This window comes from Acetobacter sicerae (assembly GCF_011516765.1).
Lineage (GTDB): Bacteria > Pseudomonadota > Alphaproteobacteria > Acetobacterales > Acetobacteraceae > Acetobacter > Acetobacter sicerae.
This window is the reverse complement of the sequence record NZ_JAAABN010000002.1, coordinates 351,155-375,100: the sequence shown is the minus strand read 5'-3', so window position 1 is coordinate 375,100 and position 23,946 is coordinate 351,155. Positions and strand designations below refer to the sequence as shown.

Annotated in this window: 22 protein-coding genes; 11 read left to right on the top strand and 11 right to left on the bottom strand. The window is 56.7% G+C overall.

The features are described 5' to 3' along the window. Positions 1-63: 63 nt before the first annotated feature. Together GVI59_RS04235 and GVI59_RS04230 are read right to left on the bottom strand one after the other, a co-directional pair. Entirely contained in the window at positions 64-597 is a 534-nt protein-coding gene (locus tag GVI59_RS04235) for a hypothetical protein (protein ID WP_173573034.1), read from the bottom strand. Positions 598-1,046: 449 nt separating this feature from the next. After that, the gene (locus GVI59_RS04230) at positions 1,047-1,850 is read right to left on the bottom strand and encodes an SDR family NAD(P)-dependent oxidoreductase (RefSeq protein WP_173573033.1); all 804 of its coding nucleotides are present in this window, start codon (positions 1,848-1,850) and stop codon (positions 1,047-1,049) included. Between the two features lie 186 nt (positions 1,851-2,036). Between GVI59_RS04230 and GVI59_RS04225 the strand changes: the two genes are divergently transcribed. Continuing rightward, entirely contained in the window at positions 2,037-2,840 is an 804-nt protein-coding gene (locus GVI59_RS04225) for a carbon-nitrogen hydrolase family protein (protein WP_173573032.1), read from the top strand. After that, a complete protein-coding gene (locus GVI59_RS04220) occupies positions 2,837-4,270 on the top strand; it encodes an APC family permease (protein WP_173573031.1) in 1,434 nt (477 codons plus the stop codon). Before GVI59_RS04225 ends, GVI59_RS04220 begins: the two co-directional genes overlap by 4 nt. A 174-nt stretch (positions 4,271-4,444) precedes the next feature. Here GVI59_RS04220 and GVI59_RS04215 read toward each other — a convergent pair whose 3' ends face one another. Both GVI59_RS04215 and GVI59_RS04210 read right to left on the bottom strand, forming a co-directional pair. Beyond that, the gene (locus GVI59_RS04215) at positions 4,445-5,053 is read right to left on the bottom strand and encodes a YceI family protein (RefSeq protein WP_173573030.1); all 609 of its coding nucleotides are present in this window, start codon (positions 5,051-5,053) and stop codon (positions 4,445-4,447) included. 28 nt (positions 5,054-5,081) lie between these two features. Further along, complete coding sequence (locus GVI59_RS04210; RefSeq protein WP_173573029.1) at positions 5,082-5,897, bottom strand: DODA-type extradiol aromatic ring-opening family dioxygenase; 816 nt, start codon at positions 5,895-5,897, stop codon at positions 5,082-5,084. A gap of 100 nt (positions 5,898-5,997) precedes the next feature. Here GVI59_RS04210 and GVI59_RS04205 point away from each other — a divergent pair, with 100 nt between their 5' ends. Then, the gene (locus tag GVI59_RS04205; RefSeq protein ID WP_173573028.1) at positions 5,998-6,909 is read left to right on the top strand and encodes a LysR family transcriptional regulator; all 912 of its coding nucleotides are present in this window, start codon (positions 5,998-6,000) and stop codon (positions 6,907-6,909) included. 73 nt (positions 6,910-6,982) lie between these two features. Here GVI59_RS04205 and GVI59_RS04200 read toward each other — a convergent pair whose 3' ends face one another. Further along, entirely contained in the window at positions 6,983-7,861 is an 879-nt protein-coding gene (locus tag GVI59_RS04200; RefSeq protein ID WP_173573027.1) for a universal stress protein, read from the bottom strand. Positions 7,862-8,152: 291 nt separating this feature from the next. Here GVI59_RS04200 and GVI59_RS04195 point away from each other — a divergent pair, with 291 nt between their 5' ends. Further along, positions 8,153-8,650, top strand: coding sequence for a DUF1543 domain-containing protein (locus GVI59_RS04195; RefSeq protein WP_173573026.1), 498 nt, complete (start codon positions 8,153-8,155; stop codon positions 8,648-8,650). Positions 8,651-8,739: 89 nt separating this feature from the next. Here the strand turns inward: GVI59_RS04195 and GVI59_RS04190 are convergent, their stop codons facing one another. Beyond that, positions 8,740-9,186, bottom strand: coding sequence for a GNAT family N-acetyltransferase (locus GVI59_RS04190; RefSeq protein WP_173573025.1), 447 nt, complete (start codon positions 9,184-9,186; stop codon positions 8,740-8,742). A 25-nt stretch (positions 9,187-9,211) separates the two neighbouring features. Continuing rightward, complete coding sequence (pdxH, locus tag GVI59_RS04185; RefSeq protein ID WP_173573024.1) at positions 9,212-9,838, bottom strand: pyridoxamine 5'-phosphate oxidase; 627 nt, start codon at positions 9,836-9,838, stop codon at positions 9,212-9,214. Between the two features lie 124 nt (positions 9,839-9,962). Between pdxH and fabI the strand changes: the two genes are divergently transcribed. From fabI to GVI59_RS04155, 6 genes are all read left to right on the top strand, one after another. Beyond that, on the top strand, positions 9,963-10,799 hold the full coding sequence (gene fabI / locus GVI59_RS04180; protein WP_173573023.1) for an enoyl-ACP reductase FabI: 837 nt from the start codon (positions 9,963-9,965) through the stop codon (positions 10,797-10,799). An 18-nt stretch (positions 10,800-10,817) separates the two neighbouring features. Continuing rightward, positions 10,818-11,894 (top strand): chorismate synthase, encoded by a 1,077-nt coding sequence (gene aroC, locus GVI59_RS04175; RefSeq protein WP_173573022.1) that lies wholly within the window; start codon positions 10,818-10,820, stop codon positions 11,892-11,894. A gap of 102 nt (positions 11,895-11,996) precedes the next feature. Then, positions 11,997-13,661, top strand: a complete 1,665-nt coding sequence (locus GVI59_RS04170) for an NAD(P)/FAD-dependent oxidoreductase (protein ID WP_173573021.1) — start codon at positions 11,997-11,999, stop codon at positions 13,659-13,661. Positions 13,662-13,751: 90 nt separating this feature from the next. After that, positions 13,752-14,771, top strand: a complete 1,020-nt coding sequence (locus GVI59_RS04165) for a zinc-binding alcohol dehydrogenase family protein (RefSeq protein WP_173573020.1) — start codon at positions 13,752-13,754, stop codon at positions 14,769-14,771. Between the two features lie 131 nt (positions 14,772-14,902). Next, positions 14,903-15,859 (top strand): glycosyltransferase family 2 protein, encoded by a 957-nt coding sequence (locus tag GVI59_RS04160; protein WP_173573019.1) that lies wholly within the window; start codon positions 14,903-14,905, stop codon positions 15,857-15,859. Between the two features lie 160 nt (positions 15,860-16,019). Further along, positions 16,020-17,387, top strand: a complete 1,368-nt coding sequence (locus GVI59_RS04155; RefSeq protein ID WP_173573018.1) for a DUF2142 domain-containing protein — start codon at positions 16,020-16,022, stop codon at positions 17,385-17,387. Positions 17,388-17,497: 110 nt separating this feature from the next. On the opposite strand, the gene GVI59_RS04150 is transcribed toward GVI59_RS04155, so the two are convergent. The 4 genes from GVI59_RS04150 to GVI59_RS04135 all read right to left on the bottom strand — a co-directional run bounded on the left by GVI59_RS04150 (position 17,498) and on the right by GVI59_RS04135 (position 21,644). Continuing rightward, positions 17,498-18,571: an alkene reductase gene (locus GVI59_RS04150; RefSeq protein ID WP_173573017.1), complete on the bottom strand. Its 1,074-nt coding sequence runs from the start codon at positions 18,569-18,571 to the stop codon at positions 17,498-17,500. A 159-nt stretch (positions 18,572-18,730) separates the two neighbouring features. Further along, positions 18,731-19,711: a retropepsin-like aspartic protease gene (locus GVI59_RS04145; RefSeq protein ID WP_173573016.1), complete on the bottom strand. Its 981-nt coding sequence runs from the start codon at positions 19,709-19,711 to the stop codon at positions 18,731-18,733. A 2-nt stretch (positions 19,712-19,713) separates the two neighbouring features. Beyond that, positions 19,714-20,673, bottom strand: coding sequence for a prolyl aminopeptidase (gene pip / locus GVI59_RS04140; protein WP_173573070.1), 960 nt, complete (start codon positions 20,671-20,673; stop codon positions 19,714-19,716). A 2-nt stretch (positions 20,674-20,675) separates the two neighbouring features. Then, on the bottom strand, positions 20,676-21,644 hold the full coding sequence (locus GVI59_RS04135; RefSeq protein WP_173573015.1) for a tyrosine recombinase XerC: 969 nt from the start codon (positions 21,642-21,644) through the stop codon (positions 20,676-20,678). Positions 21,645-21,704: 60 nt separating this feature from the next. Here GVI59_RS04135 and GVI59_RS04130 point away from each other — a divergent pair, with 60 nt between their 5' ends. Then, the gene (locus GVI59_RS04130) at positions 21,705-23,945 is read left to right on the top strand and encodes a primosomal protein N' (protein ID WP_173573014.1); all 2,241 of its coding nucleotides are present in this window, start codon (positions 21,705-21,707) and stop codon (positions 23,943-23,945) included. Position 23,946 lies beyond the last annotated feature (1 nt).

The following is a 23,946-nucleotide window of genomic DNA, read 5'->3' as shown; positions in this document are numbered from 1 at the left end:
CCCGCCGCCAGAAGCAGAATATCGTCAATATTCCAGATCGGGCTCCTGTGGGATGACTGAATTCTACAAAATGACCCGAAATTGCCTCAAGTGTGAGAAATCCGCGTCGAAAGAGCTGGCATCAACGACGGCAGCGCTCGCCGTCCCGTCTCGCCTAGATTCTGATATTGGAAATTGCTGGGAATATTCAGAGCCTCCCATAGACTCTCCGATGCCGCAGCCTGCTGAATACGGGCCATACGGCTCAGACTGTATCAGAAGAGAACGAGGAGTATACTGATTTCCACTCTCGTCCAGAGGAGTAACTCCTCCAAGTAATGCAGCTTCATAACCATGTGCATACGGATCGACACCTCCGCTATCACTACCATCGGCAATCTGCGCCCAAGCTCCGAGCCTGTCCGTTTTGCCAAGCGCAGCGCCACTGGGAGTTTTGATTGATGCTGTCACGTTACCGGAAGCATCCAGGCCGGCGACGCCGTTGGGCTGATTTATCTCCGACTGTGTCAGCGGAGTTGTTCCTGATGACTGAGCAAAAGCTGAACTATATAATAATAGCATTACAGGACTTACAAAAAACAAATTATTCTTTTTCACAAAAAGCTTCCTGGTGTTTATATCCCACTTTCAAATATGTTTTTGTTGAATTGGAAATATTTTAGAATTAAATTCTAAATATTTCCGGTAAGAGGGATGGGAAGACTATAGCTGTCTTTTATGGGATAAATAATTTTTCTACCAGTTAGGTGAAGTTGTTAGATTTCAGTAACCGGTCTTTGATCAGATGCGATCGCTGAGCTCCTGCCTTCACGTCCGCATTTCAGATCGCAGCAACCTTTATCTTCTGATGCGAGGAATTATTTCTGTTCTACAGAAAAAAACAAAAGTAAGCAGAATGATCTGCCTCCGCCACATAGGCGGCGGAGGCAGATCATATTCGAACCTGTTAGACGTTCACGGTCTCTTACATCCCGTCGAAATGTACTTCTCACCAACTTTTGATCAACCTTGGGCATATCTGAAAAAGAGACGTGCTGAATCGTCTTTCAGGAACTCCAGTTTTTTGAAAAATCAGCATATAGCGTCAGGCCGCCATCAATATAGAGTGTCTGGCCGGTAATATAGGACGCCTTTTCGGAAGCGAGAAACAGAACGGGTTCAGCGATTTCGTCGGGCTCTCCCGGACGCCCCATGGGAATATGTGATGACACGGCTTCATATTTCTCGGGATCGTTGGCCCACGTATCATTCATGGGCGTGAGAATCGCACCGGGCGCAACGCCGTTTACGCGGATACCGCGTGCTGCATATTCCAGCCCCCATGTCTTGACCATGTTGCCCACCGCGCCCTTGCTGGCGGAGTAGGCTAGAAACGCAGGTTTCGGGATGATCTGGTGAACCGAACTGTTGATGATGATGCTGCCCTTCTTGCCGGTGCTCAGCCAGCGTTTAAGCACTTCCCGCACGCAGAACATCACGCCCGTGACATTGACGTTCATAACTTTCATGAAGTCGTCATGCGTCACATCTTCGGAAGGAGATTCCGATAGAATCCCTGCGTTGCAGACGAGAACATCAAGGTCACCAAACTCACGGAAAGCCTGATCAATCGCGTCGATCACAGCCTGTTCATCGACCACATCGGCAGGACAGGAGAGGTGAGGACCGGAACTGACAGTGGGAAGGGAAGGGAGGAAGGCGTCCAGTTTTTCCTTGTGACGCCCGTTGACGGCAACGCGAGCGCCTTCCCGTGCGAATGCGTGCGAAATAGCCTGTCCAATGCCCTGACTGCCTCCACTGACAAAGACTTTCTTGTTCTCAAAATGCTTTGCAGCAGGTGTCGGGGGCATAAAAATTCTCCTGAACGTGAATGATCTGGGGAATCAATGCGTGAAAAGAGCCAGGGTTGCGCAAAAAAACTGTTTCTGAACAATCGGCTTGAACGCGCATTCAAAGACCCTCGCTGAAGTCATTGCGCATCCGTTTCCCTTTCGTATAGGATTGTTGCGTCATCGCAAGAAAGAGAGCGGGTAAGAATGCGGGTTGCCGGACTTCAGACAGCAGGAACGCCTGGTGACGTGGATGCCAATCTGCGGGAACTGGATCGGGCTGCCGGGGAGGCGCGTACTCGCGGAGCCGATCTGCTAGTCACGCCGGAACTGTTTGTGACGGGTTACGATATCGGTGAACGTCTGTTTGAACTCGCCAGCACAGACCCGCTTCCCGCGATCAAAGAGATAGCCAGCCGACACGGCCTCGCCATCCTCGTGGGCTTTGCGGAAAGTGCTGTGGAAGGCCTCTATAACAGCGCCGTCATGGTGACGCAGGACGGGCATGAAATGCTGCGTTACCGGAAACAGCATCTGTTTGGCGAACTTGATCGCCATTTTTTCCTGCCGGGAAATGCCAATCCTGAAGTTGTGTCATTCATGGGTATCCGGATTGCCACAATGATCTGTTACGACGTGGAATTTCCTGAATATGTGCGGGTCACGGCTCTGGCGGGATGTGAATTGCTTCTCGTGCCGACAGCACAGATGGAGCCTTTCACCTTTATCGCCCGTGAAGTGATCCGTGCGCGGGCATGGGAAAATCAGATCTATCTCGCCTACATCAACCATGATGGGCGCGAAGGTAATACCGAATATGTAGGGAACAGTCAGATCGTGGCCCCGGACGCCTCTGTTCTGGCGCGGATCGAGCATGGCGACGGTCTGATTATCGCCGATGTGGAGCCTGGTCTGGTCGCCAGAGCCCAGCACGAAAATCCCTATCTTCAGGACAGACGGCCATCCGCCTACAGATCTCTGATCTCCGACACACGAAAGGAAAGAGCATGAAGAAAACGGACACCTCTTCGCCGCAAGGGCGTCTTTCCGGTAATCTGGGTGTGGCGGAAATCATTTTCATGGTCGTGGCGGCGGCTGCGCCGTTGACTGTGGTCAGTGGAAACGTGCCTCTCGCCATTGCGCAGGGAAATGGTCCTTACGCTTGGACCGGTTTTGTTGCGGCCGCGCTGGTGCTGATGCTGTTTTCCATCGGTTTCGTCGCGATGACGCCCTTCATGAAAGAGGCTGGCGCATTTTTTTCCTATATCCGGGAAGGGCTCGGCAAACGTATCGGCTGTGGTGGAGCTTTTGTGGCGCTGCTGACCTATACCGCCATTCAGGTCGGCGTGTACGGGTTCTTCGGCTGGGCGGTTGATGATGCTGTCAGGGAGTGGGGTGGTCCGCATCTCCCCTGGTGGCTTTATGCCTTTGGCGTGCTGGCTGTGGTGGGTGTGCTCGGTTACCGGCATATCGAACTCAGTTCACGTGTTCTCGGCATCGCACTGATTCTGGAAATTGGTGTCGTGGTCATCATGAATGCTGCAATCGTAATGCACCCTTCTCCTGTTCCGCCTCCTGTGACGACAGGCGCCGCAGAGCCGATGGGACCATTTGCTGTGGCGCTCCTTTTCGCCATCACGGGCTTTCTGGGGTTCGAGGCCACTGCAATCTTCCGTGACGAGGCGCGTGATCCTGAGCGCACCATTCCCCGTGCGACTTATGGCGCCGTGGCGATCATTGGTGTGTTTTACGCTTTTTCCTGCTGGTGTCTGATTGAAGCGTGGGGCGTGGACTCCGTTACAGCCGTCGCCCGGAAATATCTGGCGGACGGCGGTAACATGGTTCTGGACACGGCCAGCCGTTATGTGGGCACAGGCATGCGCAACGTCATGGAAGTGCTGCTGCTGACCAGTCTGTTCGCCTGCCTGCTGTCATTTCACAACATCATTGCCCGTTATCAGCTTGTTCTCGGTCGTGAAGGTATTCTGCCCGGTTTCCTGGCGCAGACCCATTCCCGCCATTCTTCACCGCACAGCTCTTCTCTGGTTCAGACCATCACAGCGGTCCTGCTGGTCGGTGTTGCTGCACTGTCCGGGGCCGACCCTCTGGTGACGGTTTTCGGTTCGATGGCCGGTATTTCGACAGTGGGAATCGTGCTGTTGATGATTCTCACATCAGCAGCGGTTGTCATGTTCTTTCGGAACAATAAAGTGAAGCAGGGCGGCAGCCTGCAGACAAACTGGTGTCCGGTTCTGTCCGTATTTGTTCTGGTAAGCGTGCTGTTCATCATTCTTGACAACTTCACGACCATTACGGGGCTTTCTCTGGGGATCAGTGCATTTCTGGCTGTGATGCCCTTTGTCGCTCTTCTGGGCGGGTGGTGCCTCGGGGGACGTGGGGTAAGGGTTGCAGCGCAGATGCCGCAGGGGCAGGAGGTATAATCTTGCTGTTTTGCAAATATAGGGAGCGCATCGCTCTTCTTGAGTCTGGGGAAAGGAGCTTTGTCCTTTATGGAGCAGGGATAAAGCCTCCTGAAACTTTCATGCCGGATTTGTGTCTATACAGAAAAAGCCGGGTATCTACTCCCGGCTCTCTACTGGCGAATTGATCAGAATTTACTTCTTTTCGAATGCGCCCGCGATCGTCAGGGTCACGTCGTCACCCACTACCGGCAGATATTTGCTGACACCGAATTCACTGCGCTTCACCGTGGCCGTGCCTTCAAAACCGATTGTATAGGCCTTGTCCATCGGGTTGACGCCTGCGCCGATAAAGCGGGCGTGGAGCGTAGCAGGTTTGGTAATGCCGTGAATGGTCAGGTTTCCGGCGATATCGGCTTCACCTTCACCCGTCGGTGTGACTGTGCTGGAAACGAAGGTTGCCGTCGGGAACCTGGCTGAATCAAACCAGTCGGAATTTTTCAGCTCATCAGTGAGACGGGTGCTTGTCGTCTGAACGCTGTCGATTTTCAGCGTGACATCAAGTTTCGTCTTGTCGATGTGCTTGGGATTGAATTTCAGCGTGCCGGAAGCATCGGAAAAGAGGCCGCTATAGTTGGTAAAGCCGAAATGCAGCAGGGAGAAAATGACCTGTGTATGTCCCGGTTCGATCGCATACTGACCTGATGGAACGTCGGTCGGAAGCGGTGCGGCGCTGGCGGTCCCCAGCGTGGCGATCAGGCCGAGAGCGGCAAGCGAGGACGTAAGGAATGTTCGTTTCTTCATTGATTTTATCCTTGTTTGAAACGGGTCGTTAACCGAAACGGAAACCCGAGAGGGCCTTTCCCATCACGATATCGCTGTATGTGCGGACGCCGCGATCCTGACCTGCGGCGCCAGCAGCGATCATGATGGAAAGAAGATGTTCTTCGCGAGGGTGGCATATCCGTGCGCCCGGCGCCTGTTCCCAGTTGATCAGCGCCTGGTCCCGGTCCGCGGGAGCGGCTTCCACGGTCCGGGAAAGCCAGCTGTCGAATGTCCGCGCGATGGCGTCTGTCGCGGGATCGCCCGTCATGAACTGCCGGAGATTGTGATAGCTCATGCCGGTCGCGACGATCAGGATATTCTCGTCCCGCAAAGGGGCGAGGGCCCGGCCAGCACGCATTTCCTCGGCAGCATTCATGTCCTCACGCAGGGACAGCTCCACGATGGGAATGTCGGCCTCCGGAAAGGCAAGCATGAAGGGGATGAACACGCCGTGATCCAGTCCGCGACTGTCATCTTCTGCGCTCGGTATGTCAGCCTGCGCGAGCAATGACCGCACTCGGGCGGCAAGAGCCGGTGAGCCGGGGGCCGGATATTTCAGGTGGTAGGTATGATCGGGAAATCCGTAATAGTCATAGAGCAGGGAATGCCTTTCTGCTGTCGTGACTGTCGGCACGCGGGTTTCCCAATGACCCGAAACCACGAGAATGGCTGAAGGTTTGCGCGGCAGCGTGGCGGCAACGCTCCGGAGATGGGCTTCCATCTTGTCCCACCCCGACCAGTCCATGAAGAAGCATGGCCCACCGCCGTGTGGTAGGAACAGAACGGGCTGACGCTCCTCTTTGGTGATGGCGGTATCAGTCATGGGGATGCCCTCCGGTAGTGTCCTTCGTCAAACAATGGCATCCAACCTGAGTTGTGATAATGCCTGTTTCAGGCAAGATATCTGGAACTGTGAGTGTGAGATGCTGGACCGGGTGACAAGCATGCAGGTCTTCGTGCGTGTGGTTTCGCAGGGTAGTTTCGCCGCCGCCGCACGTACCCTGTCTCTCTCCCAGACCATGGTGACGCGACATATTGTGGCGCTGGAGGAGCGGCTGGGCGTGACGCTGTTTCACCGCAGCACGCGCCGTCTGTCTTTGACGGAAGCGGGGCAGAGTTATCTTTTGGGGTGTCGGAGGGTGCTGGGTGATCTCGATGAAATGGAACATGAGGTCGCCGCCGGAGGACGTGAACCACGGGGAAGATTGCGTCTGAACGCGCCCGTGTCTTTCGCCATTCGGTATCTCGGACCGGTATTGCCGGAATTCAGCAGACGATATCCCAAGGTTTCCGTGGAACTTGGGCTGGATGACGGTCTGGTGGATCTGATCGCGCAGGGTTGGGATCTGGCTCTGAGAATCAGACGGATGGAAGCGAGCAGCCTGAAGGCGCGCAGGCTGGCTCCCATTCGTTTTGTTGTGTGTGCCGCGCCATCTTATCTCAAACAGCATGGTAAGCCGAAAACAGTGGCTGAACTCGGCTCTCATGTGTGCCTTGGTTACACGCTCAGTGATGCCGTTGGCGTCGGGCGCTGGAGCTTCGGCAGGAATGGCGAGGTGACGGTTCCGGTGTCCGGGCCGTTGAGCGCAAACAATGGCGATGTGCTGACGCAGGCGGCTCTGGCCGGAATGGGAGTTATCTACCAGCCTCTGTTTATTGTGGCTGATTCGGTTCGGAGTGGAGATCTGAAAATTCTCGATCTGGACATGCCGCTTCTGGAAGGACCAGAATTGCAGGCGGTCTATGCGCCTGCCCTTACCATACCACTCAAGACCCGCGTGATGATTGATTATCTGGTGGAATGTTTTGGAGAAACACCACCATGGGAGATCTGAAAAAGATGTTGCCCTGAACGAAACGGGCAGGACAACACCTTGCGACACGAGGGAGACCCCCCCCCCCGATAAATCAGCGACTCATCAACACAAGCTGCGTGTTGTTTTCCAGAACATGACGCGTCACGCCGCCAAGAATGAGCTGACGCAGACGGGAGTGGGAATAGGCGCCCATCGCCAGCATGTCTGCTCCGAAATCCTGACAGGCTCCGAGCAGTCCTTTTCCGATATCGCGGTCAATGGCCTGAAACTCCTGCCGGTCGGCTGCGATGCCGTGCATGGAAAGATAGTCCACGACCTCCCGGGCGTCCGGGCCACGCCTCTGATAATCCTCGCAATGAAGAACACGCACTCTCTCGGACGTGCTGGCCCAGGCGAGAACCCCACGGAGAGCTGAGGCAGCTTCTGCCGTTCCATTCCACGCGATGCACACGCGCTTCACGAAGTGGGGCATAGGCACGCGGGGTGCGATGACGGCGGGACGTCCGCTGTCGAACAACACGGCGTGAAGGGCCTCGGAAGAGGAAACCTCGTCCCCGCTGTCAGGGTGCGGCACCAGTGTGAAATCGGAAAGCCGGGCATGCCATGGGATGACCTCGCTTTCTGATCCTTTGAGGACGTTAAAGCTCATGCTTGGCCGTCCCTGCGGAAACGGAATGCGGGGAGGCACGGCTTCGATGTCCGGTGTCCGGCTGGCGAAGTCCTCAAAGGCGTTCTGCACTTCACGAGACCGCTTGCCGCCTTCCTTTTCGGCGGAGGCGATGAGTTCTTCCACCATGCCGCCGGTCAGACCTTCGCCTGCGAGAGGCGCAATGTCGCGCCCGTCCGAGCGGACATGCAGAACGGCGAGGTGAGCCGAAAAGCGGCGGGCGAAGTTGGCGCCGGAGACAAAAGCGGCTTCGGCGTTGCGTGCGCTGCTGAGAGGAAGAAGAATTTTGCTGACCTGCTTCATGATGCGCTCCTGCCGATAGAGGCTGTTATTCTTATTGTACAGGATAAACGCACGAAACGGGCAAGAGTTACATTGCTGAGTGTTATGCGATGGAGGAAAAAGGGGGAAATGAGAGGAAATCCTATCTTGTCAGGCCACTGTTCTTTGGATTTTTCGCTTCTTCCTGTTTTTGGAACGGCCTCTCATTTGCAAAAGCCCATCGTCATCTGAATATTTTTTCTGTCTTCTCTCTTTCTCTATGTTGTATGAATTCTGATGAAAGGAAAAAGAAATCTATTTTAAGGGACATATATGAAATTATTTGTATTCTACCTGGGTGGCGCAGCTCCGGGCGCCAATATCGAAGTGCATGACGTTCAGTTCGCGGTGGCCGAAAAACCGGAAGAGGCTTATCCCGCCTTGGTGGAAAGGTGGTTCGGAACCCGTAACTCCCTTCACATTGATGCTTATGGGGTCGTGGAATGGGCGGATGGCTTTGCTGTGACAGTGCAGAAAGAGCGCCCGGGATCCGGAAGAAAGTTATATTTCATCAATATGGGTGGTTACGAAAAAGGCGCGCTTAGGGAAGAGCACGAATTTGCTTTTCTGGTTGCTGAATCAGCCGATGAGGCAAAAGCGAAGGCCAAGAGTATTTTGCTGCCCGGCCGGTCTCATCGTCACAGAGATAATTTTATGGAGGTTGATGATTGCGTTCCGCTGGAACAGATCGAAGGCCTGTATATCCACTTGACCCCACAGGAGGAAGGAAAGCCTGTCGTGGCGGCGTGGCAGGGCTATCAAAAAATTTAGACGGTTCTGTGGGAAGACCATGGAGGCGGAGATGTACTTTTCGCCACCCAATGATGAGAGTCCCACTCCATCATGGGACTGCCAAAAACCTACAGATCCATCCGATACCGGACAAAATCATCCGCTTTGACAAACTCGTCATAGAGCTTGCGGGCAGGATTGTCTTCCCTTGTGTGCCAGTAAAGCCGTGACCAGCCCTGTTTCCTACCGAGATCGACAAGATCCCGGATCAGGGCGCGGCCCACACCGCCGCCACGGGCCTCAGGCGTCACAAACAGATCTTCCAGATAACAGATCGGTTCTGCGACCCATGTGCCTTCATGCAGAACGTTATTGGTAAAGCCAATAACTTCTCCTGCTTTTTCAGCAACGCGGCAGAAAAGGGGATTGGTTGCGTCAAGCAGGCGTTCCCACGTATGGCGGGTCACGTCCGGTGGTACGGTCGCCTCGTAAAACCGGTTATAGCCCGCCCATAATTGGCGCCATGCGATTTCATCGGAGGCCTGAGCGTCCCTTATGACAAGAGGGATATTCATATACAGTCTCCGAATGATAATCGCCTTATGGATAGAGGCGCGTCACGTCCCATGCGTCCGCGCCATGACGGACCCAGATGGCCCGGTCATGCAGACGGTATGGACGATCCTGCCAGAATTCGAAACGATCTGGCAACAGTCTGAAGCCTGACCAGTTGGCGGGGCGGGGAATATTCTGACCGGCATACTTTTCTTCGACATCGTGGATGCGCTTCTCGAAGGTGGCGCGGTCGGGCAGGGGGCGGGACTGGTCGGAAGCGATGGCGCCGATCTGCGACATGCGGCGACGGGTGGCGAAATAGGCGTCGGCCTCCTCCGGCGTCACGGGGGTGACGGTGCCTTCGATGCGGATCTGACGACGCAGGCTTTTCCAGTGGAACAGCAGGGCGGCGACCGGTGTTGCGGTCAGTTCACGTCCCTTGCGGCTTTCAAGATTGGTGTAGAAACAGAAGCCTTTCCGGTCGAACCCCTTGAGCAGGATGATGCGGGCGGAAGGACGTCCTTCCGGCGAGACGGTGGCGAGCGTCATCGCGTTCGGGTCATTGGGCTCGGACGCTTCCGCATCCTTCATCCAGGCGGCGAAGAGATCGAACGGATCGGCCGAGAGGTCGATCAACGGCAGGTTTTCTGGGTCCTGCTGGGCGTTACTCATGAGCGTTCTCCGTTTCTCTGTCACGAGTGGAAAGGATTCTTGTTCTGTCCGGGGTTGTTCCCGCACGCGTGTTGTGCAACGACCCGAGCCATATTGTCATCATTGTAACAATAGAGGCTTTCGTATGACTGAGGACACCCTTGCGCCGGCCACCGGCACTCTGATGCGCGGAAAGAAGGGTCTTGTCATGGGTGTGGCGAATGATCGCTCCATCGCATGGGCCATCGCGAAAGCCGTTGCGGCGCAGGGCGGCGAACTCGCTTTCACCTATCAGGGTGAGGCGCTCGGCAAGCGCGTCCGTCCGCTGGCTGACAGCATTGGCTCCAGCCTCGTGCTGCCGTGTGACGTGTCTGATGACGCTGCGATCGACGAGACATTCTCCGTGCTCGAAAAGGAATGGGGCGGTCTGGACTTTGTCGTTCACGCCATTGGCTGGGCGGACAAGCAGTATCTGCGTGGCCGTTATGTGGACACTCCCCGCGAGGCTTTTCTCACGGCTCTGGACATTTCCTGCTACTCCTTCACGGCTGTCGCCCGCCGGGCCTCTGCCCTGATGAAAGATGGCGGCTCGCTGCTGACCCTGTCCTATCTCGGGGCCGAGCGTGTCATGCCGCATTACAATGTCATGGGTGTCGCCAAGGCTGCTCTCGAAGCATCCGTGCGCTACATGGCTGCTGATCTGGGGCAGGACGGCATCCGCGTGAACGCGATTTCTGCTGGTCCGATCAAGACGCTGGCGGCCAGCGGCATCGGTGATTTCCGCTATATTCTCAAGTGGAATGAATATAACGCTCCGCTTGAGCGTAACGTGGCGCTGGAAGAAGTTGGTGGTGCGGGCCTTTACATGCTGTCCGACCTCTCCCGTGGTGTGACCGGTGAGGTGCATCATGTGGATAGCGGCTACCATATTGTCGGCATGAAGAACCCGAAGGCTCCCGATATTTCGGTAGCCGGCGAGTAAGAACGGGAGCGGTCTGGGATGTCCTACAACACGTTCGGGCATATGTTCCGCGTCACAACCTGGGGCGAGAGCCACGGGCCGTCGATCGGGTGTGTGGTGGATGGCTGTCCGCCGCTGCTGAGCCTGACTGAAGAGGACATCCAGCCGTTTCTCGACAAGCGCCGCCCGGGGCAGTCTTCCTTCACGACGCAGCGTCGCGAACCGGATCAGGTGAAAATCTGTTCGGGTGTGTTTGAGGGCAAGACAACCGGCACGCCGATTTCGCTGGTGATTGAAAACACGGACCAGCGGTCCAAGGACTACGGCGATATCGCCCAGACCTTCCGTCCCGGTCATGCTGATCTGGCCTATCAGACCAAATACGGTATCCGCGATTACCGGGGCGGCGGTCGTTCCTCTGCCCGTGAAACGGCGATGCGTGTCGCAGCCGGAGCGATTGCCCGCCGTGTGCTCGGGGAAAATATCCGTATTCGTGGCGCTCTGGTGCAGATCGGCAAGCATGCCATCGACCGCAGTCGTTGGGACTGGAGCGAAGTCGAGCGCAATCCGTTCTTTTCCCCTGACCCGGAAAGCGTTCCTGTCTGGGAAGAATATCTGGGCGGTATCCGCAAGGCGGGCTCGTCGGTCGGTGCGGTCGTCGAGGTGGTCGCTGAAGGTGTTCCGGCTGGTCTCGGCGCGCCGCTTTACGGCAAGCTGGATGCTGATCTTGCCGCCGCCCTGATGAGCATCAACGCCGTCAAGGCCGTGGAGATCGGTGACGGTTTCGAAACCGCCGCCTACGAAGGGCCGGAGAACGCGGACGCCATGCGGATGCAGGGCGAAGAAGTCGCCTTTCAGAGCAATCATGCGGGCGGTATTCTCGGCGGCATCTCGACGGGACAGCCGATCGTCGCACGTTTCGCCGTCAAGCCGACCAGTTCCATGTTGATCCCGGTGCATTCGGTCAATCGTTCCGGTGAGAATGTCGATGTCATCACCAAGGGGCGTCATGACCCCTGCGTCGGCATCCGTGCGGTTCCGGTTGGCGAGGCGATGCTGGCCTGTGTTCTGGCGGATCATCTGCTGCGTCATCGAGGGCAGGTCGGACGTCTCTGACGCGCTTTCTCCGCGCCTGAACGAAGACTTTCCCTTTTCAAATCGACCACAAATCCTTAAGGCGACAGGCTTGTCCCTTATCGCCTTACAGGAGCTGTTTCCATGATCCGAGTCAGCGAGATCCGTCTGCCGCTGGAACATGCTCCGGAAGCCCTGCCGGAAGCGCTGGCCCGGCGTCTGGGGGTGAGCGTATCGGACATCACTGAATTCTCTGTCGTCCGGCGCGGATATGACGCCCGCAAGCGCGGACGGATCATGCTGGTCTATTCGGTTGACTGCGCTCTGCCGGATGAAGCGTCAGTTCTGAGCAGACACAACGATGATCCGCAGATCAGGATTACGCCTGAAACGCAGTATGAACCGGTGGATGTGGATGTCCCGGCTCTGGTGGCCCAGCCGGATTTCCAACGTCCCGTTGTCGTGGGTGCCGGTCCCTGTGGGCTGATGGCCGCGCTCATTCTGGCGCAGATGGGCCTGAAACCGATCATTCTCGAGCGGGGTAAGCCTGTGCGCGAGAGAACGGTCGATACGTTCGCCCTCTGGCGTAAATCGGAACTGACGCCGGAAAGCAACGTGCAGTTCGGTGAAGGCGGGGCCGGCACCTTCTCGGATGGCAAGCTTTACACCCGCGTGAATGACGCCCGCCATCTGGGGCGCAAGGTGCTGGATGAGTTCGTCCGCGCCGGGGCTCCTGAAGAAATTCTCTATCTGTCAAAACCGCATATCGGCACGTTCCGACTTGTCTCGATGGTCGAGCATATGCGTAGGGAGATCGAGGCGGCCGGCGGGACCTATCGCTTCTACACACGGGTCGAACGGCTGCTTCTGGACGAAAAAAGACAGGTTCGCGGCGTGCGTCTGTCGGACGGTGAGGAAATCCTGACCCGTCACGTCATTCTGGCCGTGGGACACAGTGCGCGTGACACGTTCGAGATGCTCCATGCCGAAGGTGTGGCGATGGAAGCCAAGCCGTTCTCCATCGGCGTGCGGATCGAGCATCCCCAGTCCCTGATCGACGCCGACCAGTTCGGTCCGCAGGCAGGTTCGGAAATACTGGGAGCAGCAGACTACAAACTGGTGCATCGCACCGAAGACGGGCGAGGGGTCTATTCCTTCTGCATGTGTCCAGGCGGCACGGTCGTCGCGGCGACGTCTGAGCCGGACCGTGTCGTCACCAACGGAATGAGCCAGTATTCCCGCGCCGAGAGAAACGCCAATGCGGGGATCGTGGTCGAACTGCGGCCCGGCGTGGACTATCCGGATGATCCTCTGGCGGGTGTGGCGTTCCAGCGGCACTGGGAAAGTCAGGCGTTTGTCGCTGGCGGCGGCGATTATAAAGCACCGGGACAGCGCGTGGAGGATTTTCTGGCGGGGCGTCCTTCCACCCATCTGGGAACTGTCACGCCGTCCTATCGTCCCGGTGTGACGCCCACGAGCCTTGATCGCTGTCTTCCTGACTTTGTCTGTGCCGCTATTCGTGAGGCTCTGCCAGTCTTTGCTCGCAAGCTGTCGAGTTTTGCGCTGGGTGATGCGGTGATGACGGGCGTGGAGACACGGACCTCGTCACCTCTTCAGATCCCTCGCAAGGATGACGGCGAAAGCCTCAACACACCCGGACTGTATCCCGCCGGTGAAGGCGCGGGTTATGCGGGCGGCATCATGTCGGCGGCGATGGACGGCATCCGCATAGCGGAAGCCGTGGCGCTGGCTCTGGCAGGACGACAGGCGAGCGGCCTGTTGCGGGGAAAATCCGACAGTCTTGCCTGATCCAGAAAGCCGGACTTGCGAAAATGCCGGGTTTGGGTTGTTGTGACGGAAAATCAGCCGGGGTCATGACCGGTGAAAAGGGAGCCGCCCATGCGTGCCGTTGGCTATCAGAAATCATTGCCGGTAACAGACGAGAATGCGCTCGTTGATATCGAGCTTCCGGACCCTGTCGCCTCGGGTCACGATCTTCTGGTTGAAGTGAAAGCTGTTTCCGTCAATCCGGTCGATGCGAAAGTGCGGATGCGGGCGGAGCCTGCTCCCGGAGAGTGGAAAGTTCTGGGGTGGGATGCCGCTGGTATCGTTCGGGCTGTTGGCCCGGAGGTGAAGCGTTTCCGCCCCGGTGATGAAGTCTGGTATGCGGGAGCTGTCACACGACAGGGGTGCAATAGCGAACTGCACCTCGTTGATGAACGGATTGTTGGCAAGAAGCCTCGCACCCTGAGTTGGGCCGAAGCGGCAGCCATGCCTCTGACGGCTGTGACGGCGTGGGAAATGCTGTTTGACCGCCTCGATATCACGCGCCCGATTCCCGGTGTATCGCAGGCTCTGCTCATTATCGGAGCAGGTGGCGGTGTGGGATCAATGGCGGTTCAGTTGGCCCGTCGTCCGGGGAATGTGACGGTGATCGGCACGGCCTCGCGTCCGGAAACGGCGGAGTGGGCAAAAGCGCTGGGTGCGGAGTATGTGCTTGACCACAGTAGGCCGCTTGCTCCTCAAGTCGAGGCGCTGGGACTGGGTGGTCCGGGCTATGTCTTTTCCATCACGCAGACTGACAGGCACTTTGCTGATGTCGTGAAACTGATCGCGCCTCAGGGGCGGTTCGGTCTCATCGACGATCCGCCGTCTCTCGATATCATGCCTTTCAAGGCCAAAAGCGTTTCGGCGCATTGGGAACTGATGTTTACCCGCTCGACCTTCCAGACAGCGGATATGATCCGTCAGGCGGAAATTCTGGAAGAAGTGTCCAACCTTGTGGATGCAGGCGTGCTCAAAACGACCCTGAGCGACGTGGCGGGTCCGATCAATGCGGCCAATCTTCGACGTGCGCATGCCCTGCTGGAAAGCGGAACGGCGAAAGGCAAGATCGTACTGGAAGGGTTTGGAGCGTAACTCTGTCCTCTTCTGGAAGTGAGGCTCTCCAATAATCGGTTCTGATAAAGCTTTGTGCACTGAACTTTGCACAAATACGGTTTTGCTATAGGACCAGCGTCAATTTTGGGACAATGGCGAGAAACTGTTCAATGAAGGAAGCGGCGGAAACTTTATCTGAACAGTCGCCGCGTATTGCTGTTCTGGTCCCCTGTTACAATGAAGAAGTTACGATCGGAACCGTAGTGCGTGATTTTCGAGCCGCGCTGCCTTTCGCCACGGTGTATGTCTACGACAATAATTCCAGTGACAGAACACGGGAAATAGCGAGAGCTGAAAGTGCTGTCGTCCGTCAGGAGTTCATGCAGGGTAAGGGGAATGTCATCCGTCGCATGTTCGCGGATATTGATGCTGATTACTATATCCTCGTGGATGGTGATGCGACATATGAGGCTGCTGCTGCACCTCGTATGCTTAAGGAAGCCATCGACAACCATTTCGATATGGTGACGGGGCTGAGAGTGACGGATCGGAAGGCTGCCTATCGGCCCGGACATGTTCTCGGGAACAAGGTTCTGACGTCGCTGGTCCAGCATTTTTTCGGGCGTGCAACGGATGATATGTTATCTGGCTATCGGGTGTTTTCACGCCGGTTTGTGAAATCTTTTCCTGCTGCGTCATCGGGTTTTGAAACTGAGACGGAATTTACAGTGCATGCGCTTCAGCTCAGCATGCCGATCAGTGAAATTCCGACCAGGTATATTGAACGTCCTGAAGGTTCGACCTCAAAATTGAATACCTGGAGTGATGGTGTCAGAATTCTGACGACGATTATTCAATTGGTTAAGCAGGAGCGTCCTCTATTGTTCTTTACGATTATTGCCTTGTTTCTGGCATTTGTGGGTGTCGTTCTTGGTGTGCCAGTGGTGGCGGATTACATGCGATCCGGGTTTGTTCCCCGGTTGCCAACTGCTGTTCTCGCAACGGGATGTGAAATATTGGCCGCCCTGTCACTGGTTTGTGGTCTGATCTTGGATAGCGTGGCTGCAGGTCGTTTGGAAGTAAAGCGTCTGGCTTACATTTCATGTGGTTGCTTTAATACAGAATGAATAAATTTTTATGTGTTTTTAAGTATTTTTATAAAATCAATAATTTTATTTTGTCTTTTATATATGAGAGTTTTTATGGTTTCTATACTAAGAAAACGTCTTCGCTCTGTAATGCTGTTTTGTCTCGATACTATGTCATGTGATTTGTGGGTGTTTTGTGGTGGTCCGTAAAAGTTTTTTCTTCCCTTTGGCGTATATATTATTTGCTTTAGTGGCGGTTTCAGCAAGTATCTTGCTTACCCCTCCCGGGCAGGTTGTCGATGAGATGCCCCATTTTGCTCGGGCTGCATTTCTTGCAGAAGGAGGTGTCGTAGGACATCGGCTTTCGCCAGTTGCCAGCGGGGGGCTTCTGCCCTGTAATTTCAACTTGGTATATCTGGATTTCGAGAGACCGCCTTCGAAGAGAATTGAGCCGGGACAGCCTAATACATTTACCGATAGGCCCTGGAATGAGGAACTCTGTTTCGTCGGATTTCCCAATACGGTTATCTATGCTCCATTCACTTATATACCTGCTGCGTTGACGATATGGGGAGTGCGACATACCCATATGACGATAATTCAGACAAGCTATGCAGTCAGAATTATGAATGGGTTTATTTCAGTTTTACTTTGTGCCGTAGGAATTGCATTGGCGCGGCGTGGCGTTCTGTTTCTAACGGCCATTGCCAGCATGCCTATGACCATAGCTTTGGCTGGTTCCTGTTCGCAGGATGGTATCCTGATAGGGCTCGCGGTTCTGGTTGCGGGTATTCTCACGCGTCTTGATCGTTTTACCGGGATCAGCCTGAAAAACTGGGTTTTTCTAAGCATCTTTTTCGCCATATTTTCAGTTAGTAAGCCGCCCCTTCTTATGTGCTCGATGATTCCGGCTGTGTTTATGCTGAGAAAAAACAAGCTTATGGCTCTACTGCCTGCCATCCTTGGTTTGATATCTGTAATGGCCTGGAGCCGAATTGCCATAAAGCCAGTTAAAATACAGTTTCTTCCTGATATGGGAGTGTCAGATGGTGAGCAGATTCACTGGATCATGATGCATGTTCTATCTGTGCCGGCTCTTATATTTCATACAGTGGAAAAGAATTTTTTTGGTTATATCGAAGGGGGAATTGGAGTTCTGGGTTGGCTTGATGTGCCTCTTCCATATTTTTATTACTATCTAACTTCTTTTCTGTTTTTTTGCATTTTTATTATCTCCTTTTTCCCTTTCCCAAATAGGAAGGTTGTATCTCAGGAGAAAATTGTCTCAATCGCGACGCTTCTTTGTACTCTGGCGGCTTCATGTCTCGTTTTTCTGGCGCTGTATGTAATCTGGACTAAAGTCGGAGCTTCGTTCGTGGATGGTGTTCAGGGACGTTATTTCTTACCTATAGTTCCGTTTCTTGCTCTTATGTTTCCTAAATTGAAGCAATGGGCACCGATAACTCCATCTTCTGCCATGAATCGGATAGTGATTATCGGATTTGGTGCTTATTGGATTGTGGATGCATTAACGATCATGAACGTGTTGTATGCGAGATACTGGTGAAGAATTTCATCACACAGACTCTCTGTTGAAATCGAAAAGAGCCTGAAGTCAGGTTGGGACGACTGGTTCTCCGCAACAAAATGCGGAGAACCAGCAATAGACGAATTAGATTATTTTACGTACGGATAATCCGTATAGCCTTCCGCGCCCTGACTGTACCATGTGCGGATATCGTCCTTGTTTAGCGGCAGATTATCTTCCAGACGACGCACCAGATCCGGATTGGCGAGGAATGGTCGTCCGAACGCAATGGCGTCTGCGACACCGGTCGCGACCGTTTCGATCGCCTCATCCCGCGTGTAGTCCTGATTCAGGACAAGCGGCTTCCTGAAGACTTCGCGGATCGGACCATGCAGTTTGGGCTGATCGGTCTTGCCGAATGTGCCGTTTGGACCCGGTTCGCGTAGTTCAAGGAAAGCGATGTCGAGGTCATTCAGCAGCTTCGCCGCCGGCACAAAAACCTGCTCGGGATGACTGTCTATGCAGCCTTGCGTATCGCCATTGGGCGACAGCCGTACTGACGTTTTGTCCGCGCCGATTGTGGCGATCACCCGCTCCGTGATCTCACGCAGGAAGCGGATGCGGTTTTCCGGTGAACCGCCATATTCATCGGAGCGATGATTAGTGCCGTCACGCAGGAATTCGTCAATCAGATAGCCGTTGGCGGCATGAATCTGCACGCCGTCAAAACCTGCCTGAAGAGCATTGCGGGCGGCATTTTCATAGTCGTTCAGGATACGGGCGATGTCCTCCTTGGTGAGAGGACGGGCGACTTCGGGAGCCTGCTTGCCGTCATAGGTATGGAGCGCTTCAGGCGCTTTTGTCGCCGAGCAGGAGACAGGCTGCTGTCCTGTCACGCTGGAATGCACCATACGACCCATGTGCCAGAGCTGGGCCACGATCTTTCCGCCCTTGGCATGGACTGCGGCGGTGATCGGCTTCCAGGCTTCCACCTGCTCCAGAGACCAGAGGCCCGGCGCATATGGCCAGCCAAGACCCTCCCGACTGATCCCGGTCGCCTCGGAGATGATCAGACCGGCGTCAGCCCGCTGCGCGTAATATTCGGCCATGATGGGCGTGGGGACATGCTGACGGGTGCCTCGGGCGCGTGTCAGGGGCGCCATAAGAATTCTATTTTTGGCGTAAATGCTTCCCAGTTCAATCGGCTCAAACAGGCTGGGCATGACAGATCCTTCCTCAATAGACGCAGTTCCTATTGAGTTGGGAAGGTCTACCGTTGATTACAACAGCAGGCCTGTTTTTAAGAGCGATGGATCTGGTGTGATCGCCTGAAGAAAATGAGAAAACAGGAGCTTATGGCAGAGAAAGCCGTCTGTTGCCTGTCAGTGAGAAGCCGACCCGTTTTGGACGGATTTCACGCTTCCCGTCTTTGTCCGGACGGCGATCTTCGCTGCAAAAATCCGCCCCTGCCTGTAAAAAATCCACACATGATGGGCTGCGAACCAGTCGGAGCCGAGCAGCATATCGACGGACTGTTCGGACACAGGGGAGACGGTCAGCACCGGATTGTGCTCGGTTTCCTGTCCGATGGTCAGACTGTGAAACTTATGCCACCGATAGACCGACTCTTTTCCGTCCACACCGGCCGTCGTGCCTCCGGGGTCCGTCGCGAGCTGGTCTTCTGTCAGGCCCATCCCTTCCGCTGCGCGACGGGAGAGAATGCGGGAGCGCGCCCCGCTGTCCAGCAGAGCCGTCAGATCATGACCGTCCAGCTGAACATGAAGAAGGATGCGATGGCCCCGCTCCTCTGCTTCCAGACTTTGCCACTGGACTCCGGGCAGGGAGGGTGGCTCCAGAGAGCAGGCATCCGTCTTGCGACCCGGCGCATTCCACATGGCCAGACGTCCATGCGGCGCGTCAATCTCCAGAACATCCTGCGCCAGCACATCGCCACCAAGAAGTCCTTCGACGGGAGGCGTGATATTTGGCCGACTTGGCAGAAACCCGAGCGGCATGGAAATCGGTCCGAACCCGGTGCTGCCCACCTGCAGGCTGGGAATGATCACATTCGGAACCACTCCACCGGAACCACCTGTTCCGCTGACATGGGTCAGCGCGTTCGGGTCTTCAGGCAGTTTCATGAACCGTGCAAACCACGGCGAAATCAGGCTGCCTTCCGATCCGGTATCGACAATGAAGCTGACAGTCCGCCCGGCAACCGTCACAGGCGCCGACAGAAACCCCAGATCATTCCGTAAAGGAGCTTCCATGATTGGAGTCAGTGGGCAGGGTGCAGCAAGGGCCGCTGACACTGTCAGAGTCTGTAAAACAAGGCCTGTCAGGAGAGAGCGGAGGCGCGTCATGCTCAGTCCAGATGCTCCGCGAAGCGGTCCGTGGCGTCCAGAAGCGCGGACAGGATACCGGGTTCGGACAACGCATGCCCGGCATCGTCAATCAGCCTGAAATCCGCTTCGGGCCATGCCTTGTGCAGATCCCACGCGGTCCGCACCGGCGTGGCGATATCGTAGCGTCCCTGCACGATGACAGTGGGGATCTGACGGATACGGTCCACGTCGCGGATCAGTTGGCCCTCCGCCAGCCAGCCTGCATTGACGAAGTAATGGTTCTCGATGCGGGAGAAAGCGAGCGCATAAACCGGGTCTTCATGCTGCTTCACCATGTTCGGGTCAGGGAGCAGGGTGAGGGTTGATCCTTCCCAGACAGACCAGGCGATCGCCGCTTTTTCACGCTCGACCGGATCGTCGCCGGTCAGACGACGATTATAGGCCGCCATGAGGTCGCCGCGTTCGTCTTCGGGAATGGGGGCGAGAAACGCATCCCACTTGTCCGGATAAAGCCATGCGCCGCCGCCCTGATAATACCAGAGCAGTTCCTCCCGTCGCAGCGTGAAGATGCCCCGCAGCGCCATCGCTTTCACCCGTTCGGGATGCGTCTCCGCATAGGCCAGCGCCAGCGTCGATCCCCATGAGCCACCAAAAACCACCCATTGCTCGACACCGATCATCTCCCGCAGTCGCTCGATATCGGCGACCAGATGCCAGGTTGTGTTGTTCTCAAGGGAAGCGTGCGGCGTCGAGCGTCCACAACCGCGCTGGTCGAACAGCAGAATGTCATAACGCGCCGGATCAAACATGCGGCGCTGCATCGGCGAGCAGCCGCCACCGGGGCCGCCATGCAGGAACACGACAGGCAGTGCGCCCGGCGTTCCGCAACGCTCCCAGTAGACCAGATGGCCTTCACCCGTATCGAGATGACCATGTGCGTAGGGCTCGATGGGCGGATAGAGGGTGCGGGTGGCGGTCATCATCAGTCTCCGGCGTTTTTCGAGGCGCGAGGGTGAGCTTTCTGCCAGACATCCAGCAGACGGGCTTCGTCGGCAAGGGTGTAGCGTTGCGTCGTGGACAGGCTTGCGTGGCCGAGCAGTTCCTGAATGACACGCAGATCCGCGCCACCTTCCATCATGTGGGTCGCGAAGGAGTGGCGCAGCGCGTGGGGGGTGGCGTGTTCGGGCAGGCCTTCACTTTTCCGCCATTGCCGCATGGCTTTCTGTGCGACGGCGGCGTTCAGGCGTCCTCCGCGTACACCGGGAAACAACGGCTCGTGCCGGGACGGCGAAGGGTGAAAGCCTCGCCAGCGTTGCAGGGCTTCGGATACACGCGGGAGCAATGGCACGAGCCGCTCCTTGTTACCCTTGCCACGGATGCGGAAGACGCCGGTTGAAAGGGCTTCGTCGAAGTCTCCGACATTCAGCCCGAGCCCTTCGGAAATCCGCAGACCGCCGCCATATAGCAGCAGAAACAGCGCTTTATCGCGTTCCTGCGCCATGCTGTTCACTTCCAGCATGCCGATTCCTTCTCCAGCCTCCAGCGCCTCGGTAACAGGAAGCGGGCGTGGCAGCGGCTTCTTGGTGCGGGGCGTGGCCAGCAGACTTGGCGCAGGGTTTTCGACGCCTTTATGTCGGGCGAGGAAGCGGAAGAAGGAACGGAGCGCCGAAACCCGGCGGGAGCGTGTGCGGGCCGACTTGTCGCGGGTCGTCGGACGCTGGCCTAGGCGCGGCGTCAGCGCCTGAGTCTGCTCATGAGCCAGCCACGCGCGAAGGTCGGAAAGGCTGGCGACGCCAAGGGTGGCAAGCGTCGGTTCCTCGCCATGATGGTTGGTCAGAAAGCCGAGAAAACGGGACAGATCGCCCTGATAGGCGTCGATGGTATGCTGTGACGCTCCCCGCTCGGCTGTCATCCATGCGAGGAACTGTTGCAGGGCGTCGTGAGCCTTCAACGCATATTTCTCCGAAGGAGGGCGAGACACGACGCCGTGAAGAAGGTAGAGAGAGCCATCATGGTGCAGAGCAGCCTACTGGAACCTTTGCCTTCGCGAAAGCGCGTGTCTGTCCTGCTGCCACTGCCGTTTCCCTGTGCGCTGGATTATGCCGTTCCGCAGTCGCTGACTGACTCGCTCGCTCCCGGCGATGTGGTGGTCGTACCGCTGGGTGGCCGGCGGGAAACCGGCGTGGTCTGGGAACAGACGGTGCTTCCTGTCGACCTCGCGCCTCCACCACCGCCTGAAATCGCCGCCTCCCGTCTGCGTCCGATCAAGGAGCGTCTCGACCTGCCGCCACTGTCCGCAGAATTGCGGCAGTTCATCGACTGGGTCGCAGCCTACACGCTTGCGCCGCCGGGCATGGTGCTGGCAATGGCGCTGCGGTCTCATCTGCGTGGTGAACAGATAGCGCCTGCCGTGGGATGGGTGCGTGTTGGGGAATCGCCTGAGCCGTTGCGGATGACTCCGGCTCGGCGCGCTGTGCTGGACGCCTTGCCGCATGGCGCACCGCCAGTAACGATGGCGGAACTGACGCAGAAAGCGGGCGTGGGGGTATCAGTCGTGCGCGGGCTGGCAGATGCAGGCGTGCTGCAAAGCATGCTGATGGGGCCTGTTTCTCCCTTCGCCGAGCCAGATCCATCCCATAATCTGCCGGTTCTGGAAGGCGATCAGGCTCTGGCCGCAGGGGAGCTTCGGGCGCGTGTCGAAGAGCGTGCATTTTCCGCGACGCTCCTTGAAGGTGTGACCGGTTCCGGCAAGACCGAAATCTATCTGGAAGCTGTGGCTGAATGTCTGGCGCAGGGGCGACAGGCGCTCGTTCTGCTCCCCGAAATTGCTCTCTCGGCACAGTGGATGGATCGCTTCGCCCGACGCTTCGGCGTGCGCCCGGCTGTCTGGCATTCCGAGATCGGCCAGAAGGCCCGTCGTCTGACGTGGGCGGCCTGCGAGGACGGTTCGGCCAGGGTCATTGTCGGTGCGCGATCAGCGCTGTTCATGCCGTTCCGCGATCTGGGCCTTGTGATTGTCGATGAAGAACACGAGGCTGTTTTCAAGCAGGAGGAAGGCGTCACCTACAACGCCCGTGACATGGCGGTCGTGCGGGCAAGACTGGCGAAGGCTCCCATCGTGCTGGCCTCCGCGACGCCGAGCCTTGAGACACTGAACAATGTCGAAACCGGGCGTTACCGTCATCTGGTGCTGACCGCGCGACATGGCGGTGCGGCCATGCCGGAGACGCATCTGATCGACATGCGGGAAAATCCACCGCCACGCGGGTTGTTTCTTTCACCCGTGCTGGTGAAAGCGGTGAAAACGCGGCTCGGGCGCGGTGAACAGGCGATGCTGTTCCTCAACCGTCGCGGCTATGCGCCACTGACACTCTGCCGGACCTGCGGGCATCGGATGGAATGTCCCCACTGCACATCCTGGCTGGTCGAGCACCGGAAAAAGCGTGTTCTGGCCTGTCATTACTGTGAACACACCGAACCTGTTCCGCATGCCTGCCCGACATGCGGGGCGGAAGACAGCCTGACAGCCATCGGTCCGGGGATCGAGCGAATAACGGAAGAAGCCCGCAGCGAATTTCCCGATGCGCGAATCATGGTCATGGCCAGCGACACGATCAGTGGTCCTGCGGCTACGGCCGAGGCTGTCGGAAAGATTTCGCGTCGGGAAGTGGATCTCATCATTGGTACGCAGATTGTCGCCAAGGGCTGGCATTTTCCGCATCTGACGCTTGTGGGCGTGGTGGATGCTGATCTTGGGCTCGGCGGCGCTGATCTGCGGGCAGGGGAGCGCACGATGCAGCTTCTGCATCAGGTCGCCGGACGCGCTGGGCGTGCTGAAGCGCCGGGCGAGGTGCTGCTTCAGAGTTTCACGCCCGAACATCCGGTCATGCAGGCGCTTGTTTCCGGGGATTTCGCCGCGTTCATGGCGGAGGAGGCGGATCAGAGGAAGCCGGGTTTCTGGCCACCTTTCGGACGTCTGGCGGCGCTGATCGTCAGTTCGGAAAATGCCGATGCCGCCGATAATGCCGCTCGGCAACTGGGTGTTTCCGCACCGCACGGTAACGGAATCGAGGTGCTTGGTCCTGTTCCAGCGCCGATCGCCGTGTTGCGCGGACGACATCGGCGACGGCTGTTGCTGCGGACGCATCGGAATATCGCCGTGCAGCCAATTCTGCGCCGCTGGCTGGGTCAGGTGACGTTTACGAGTGCGGTGCGTGTGGACGTGGATGTGGACCCGATTTCGTTTATGTAAA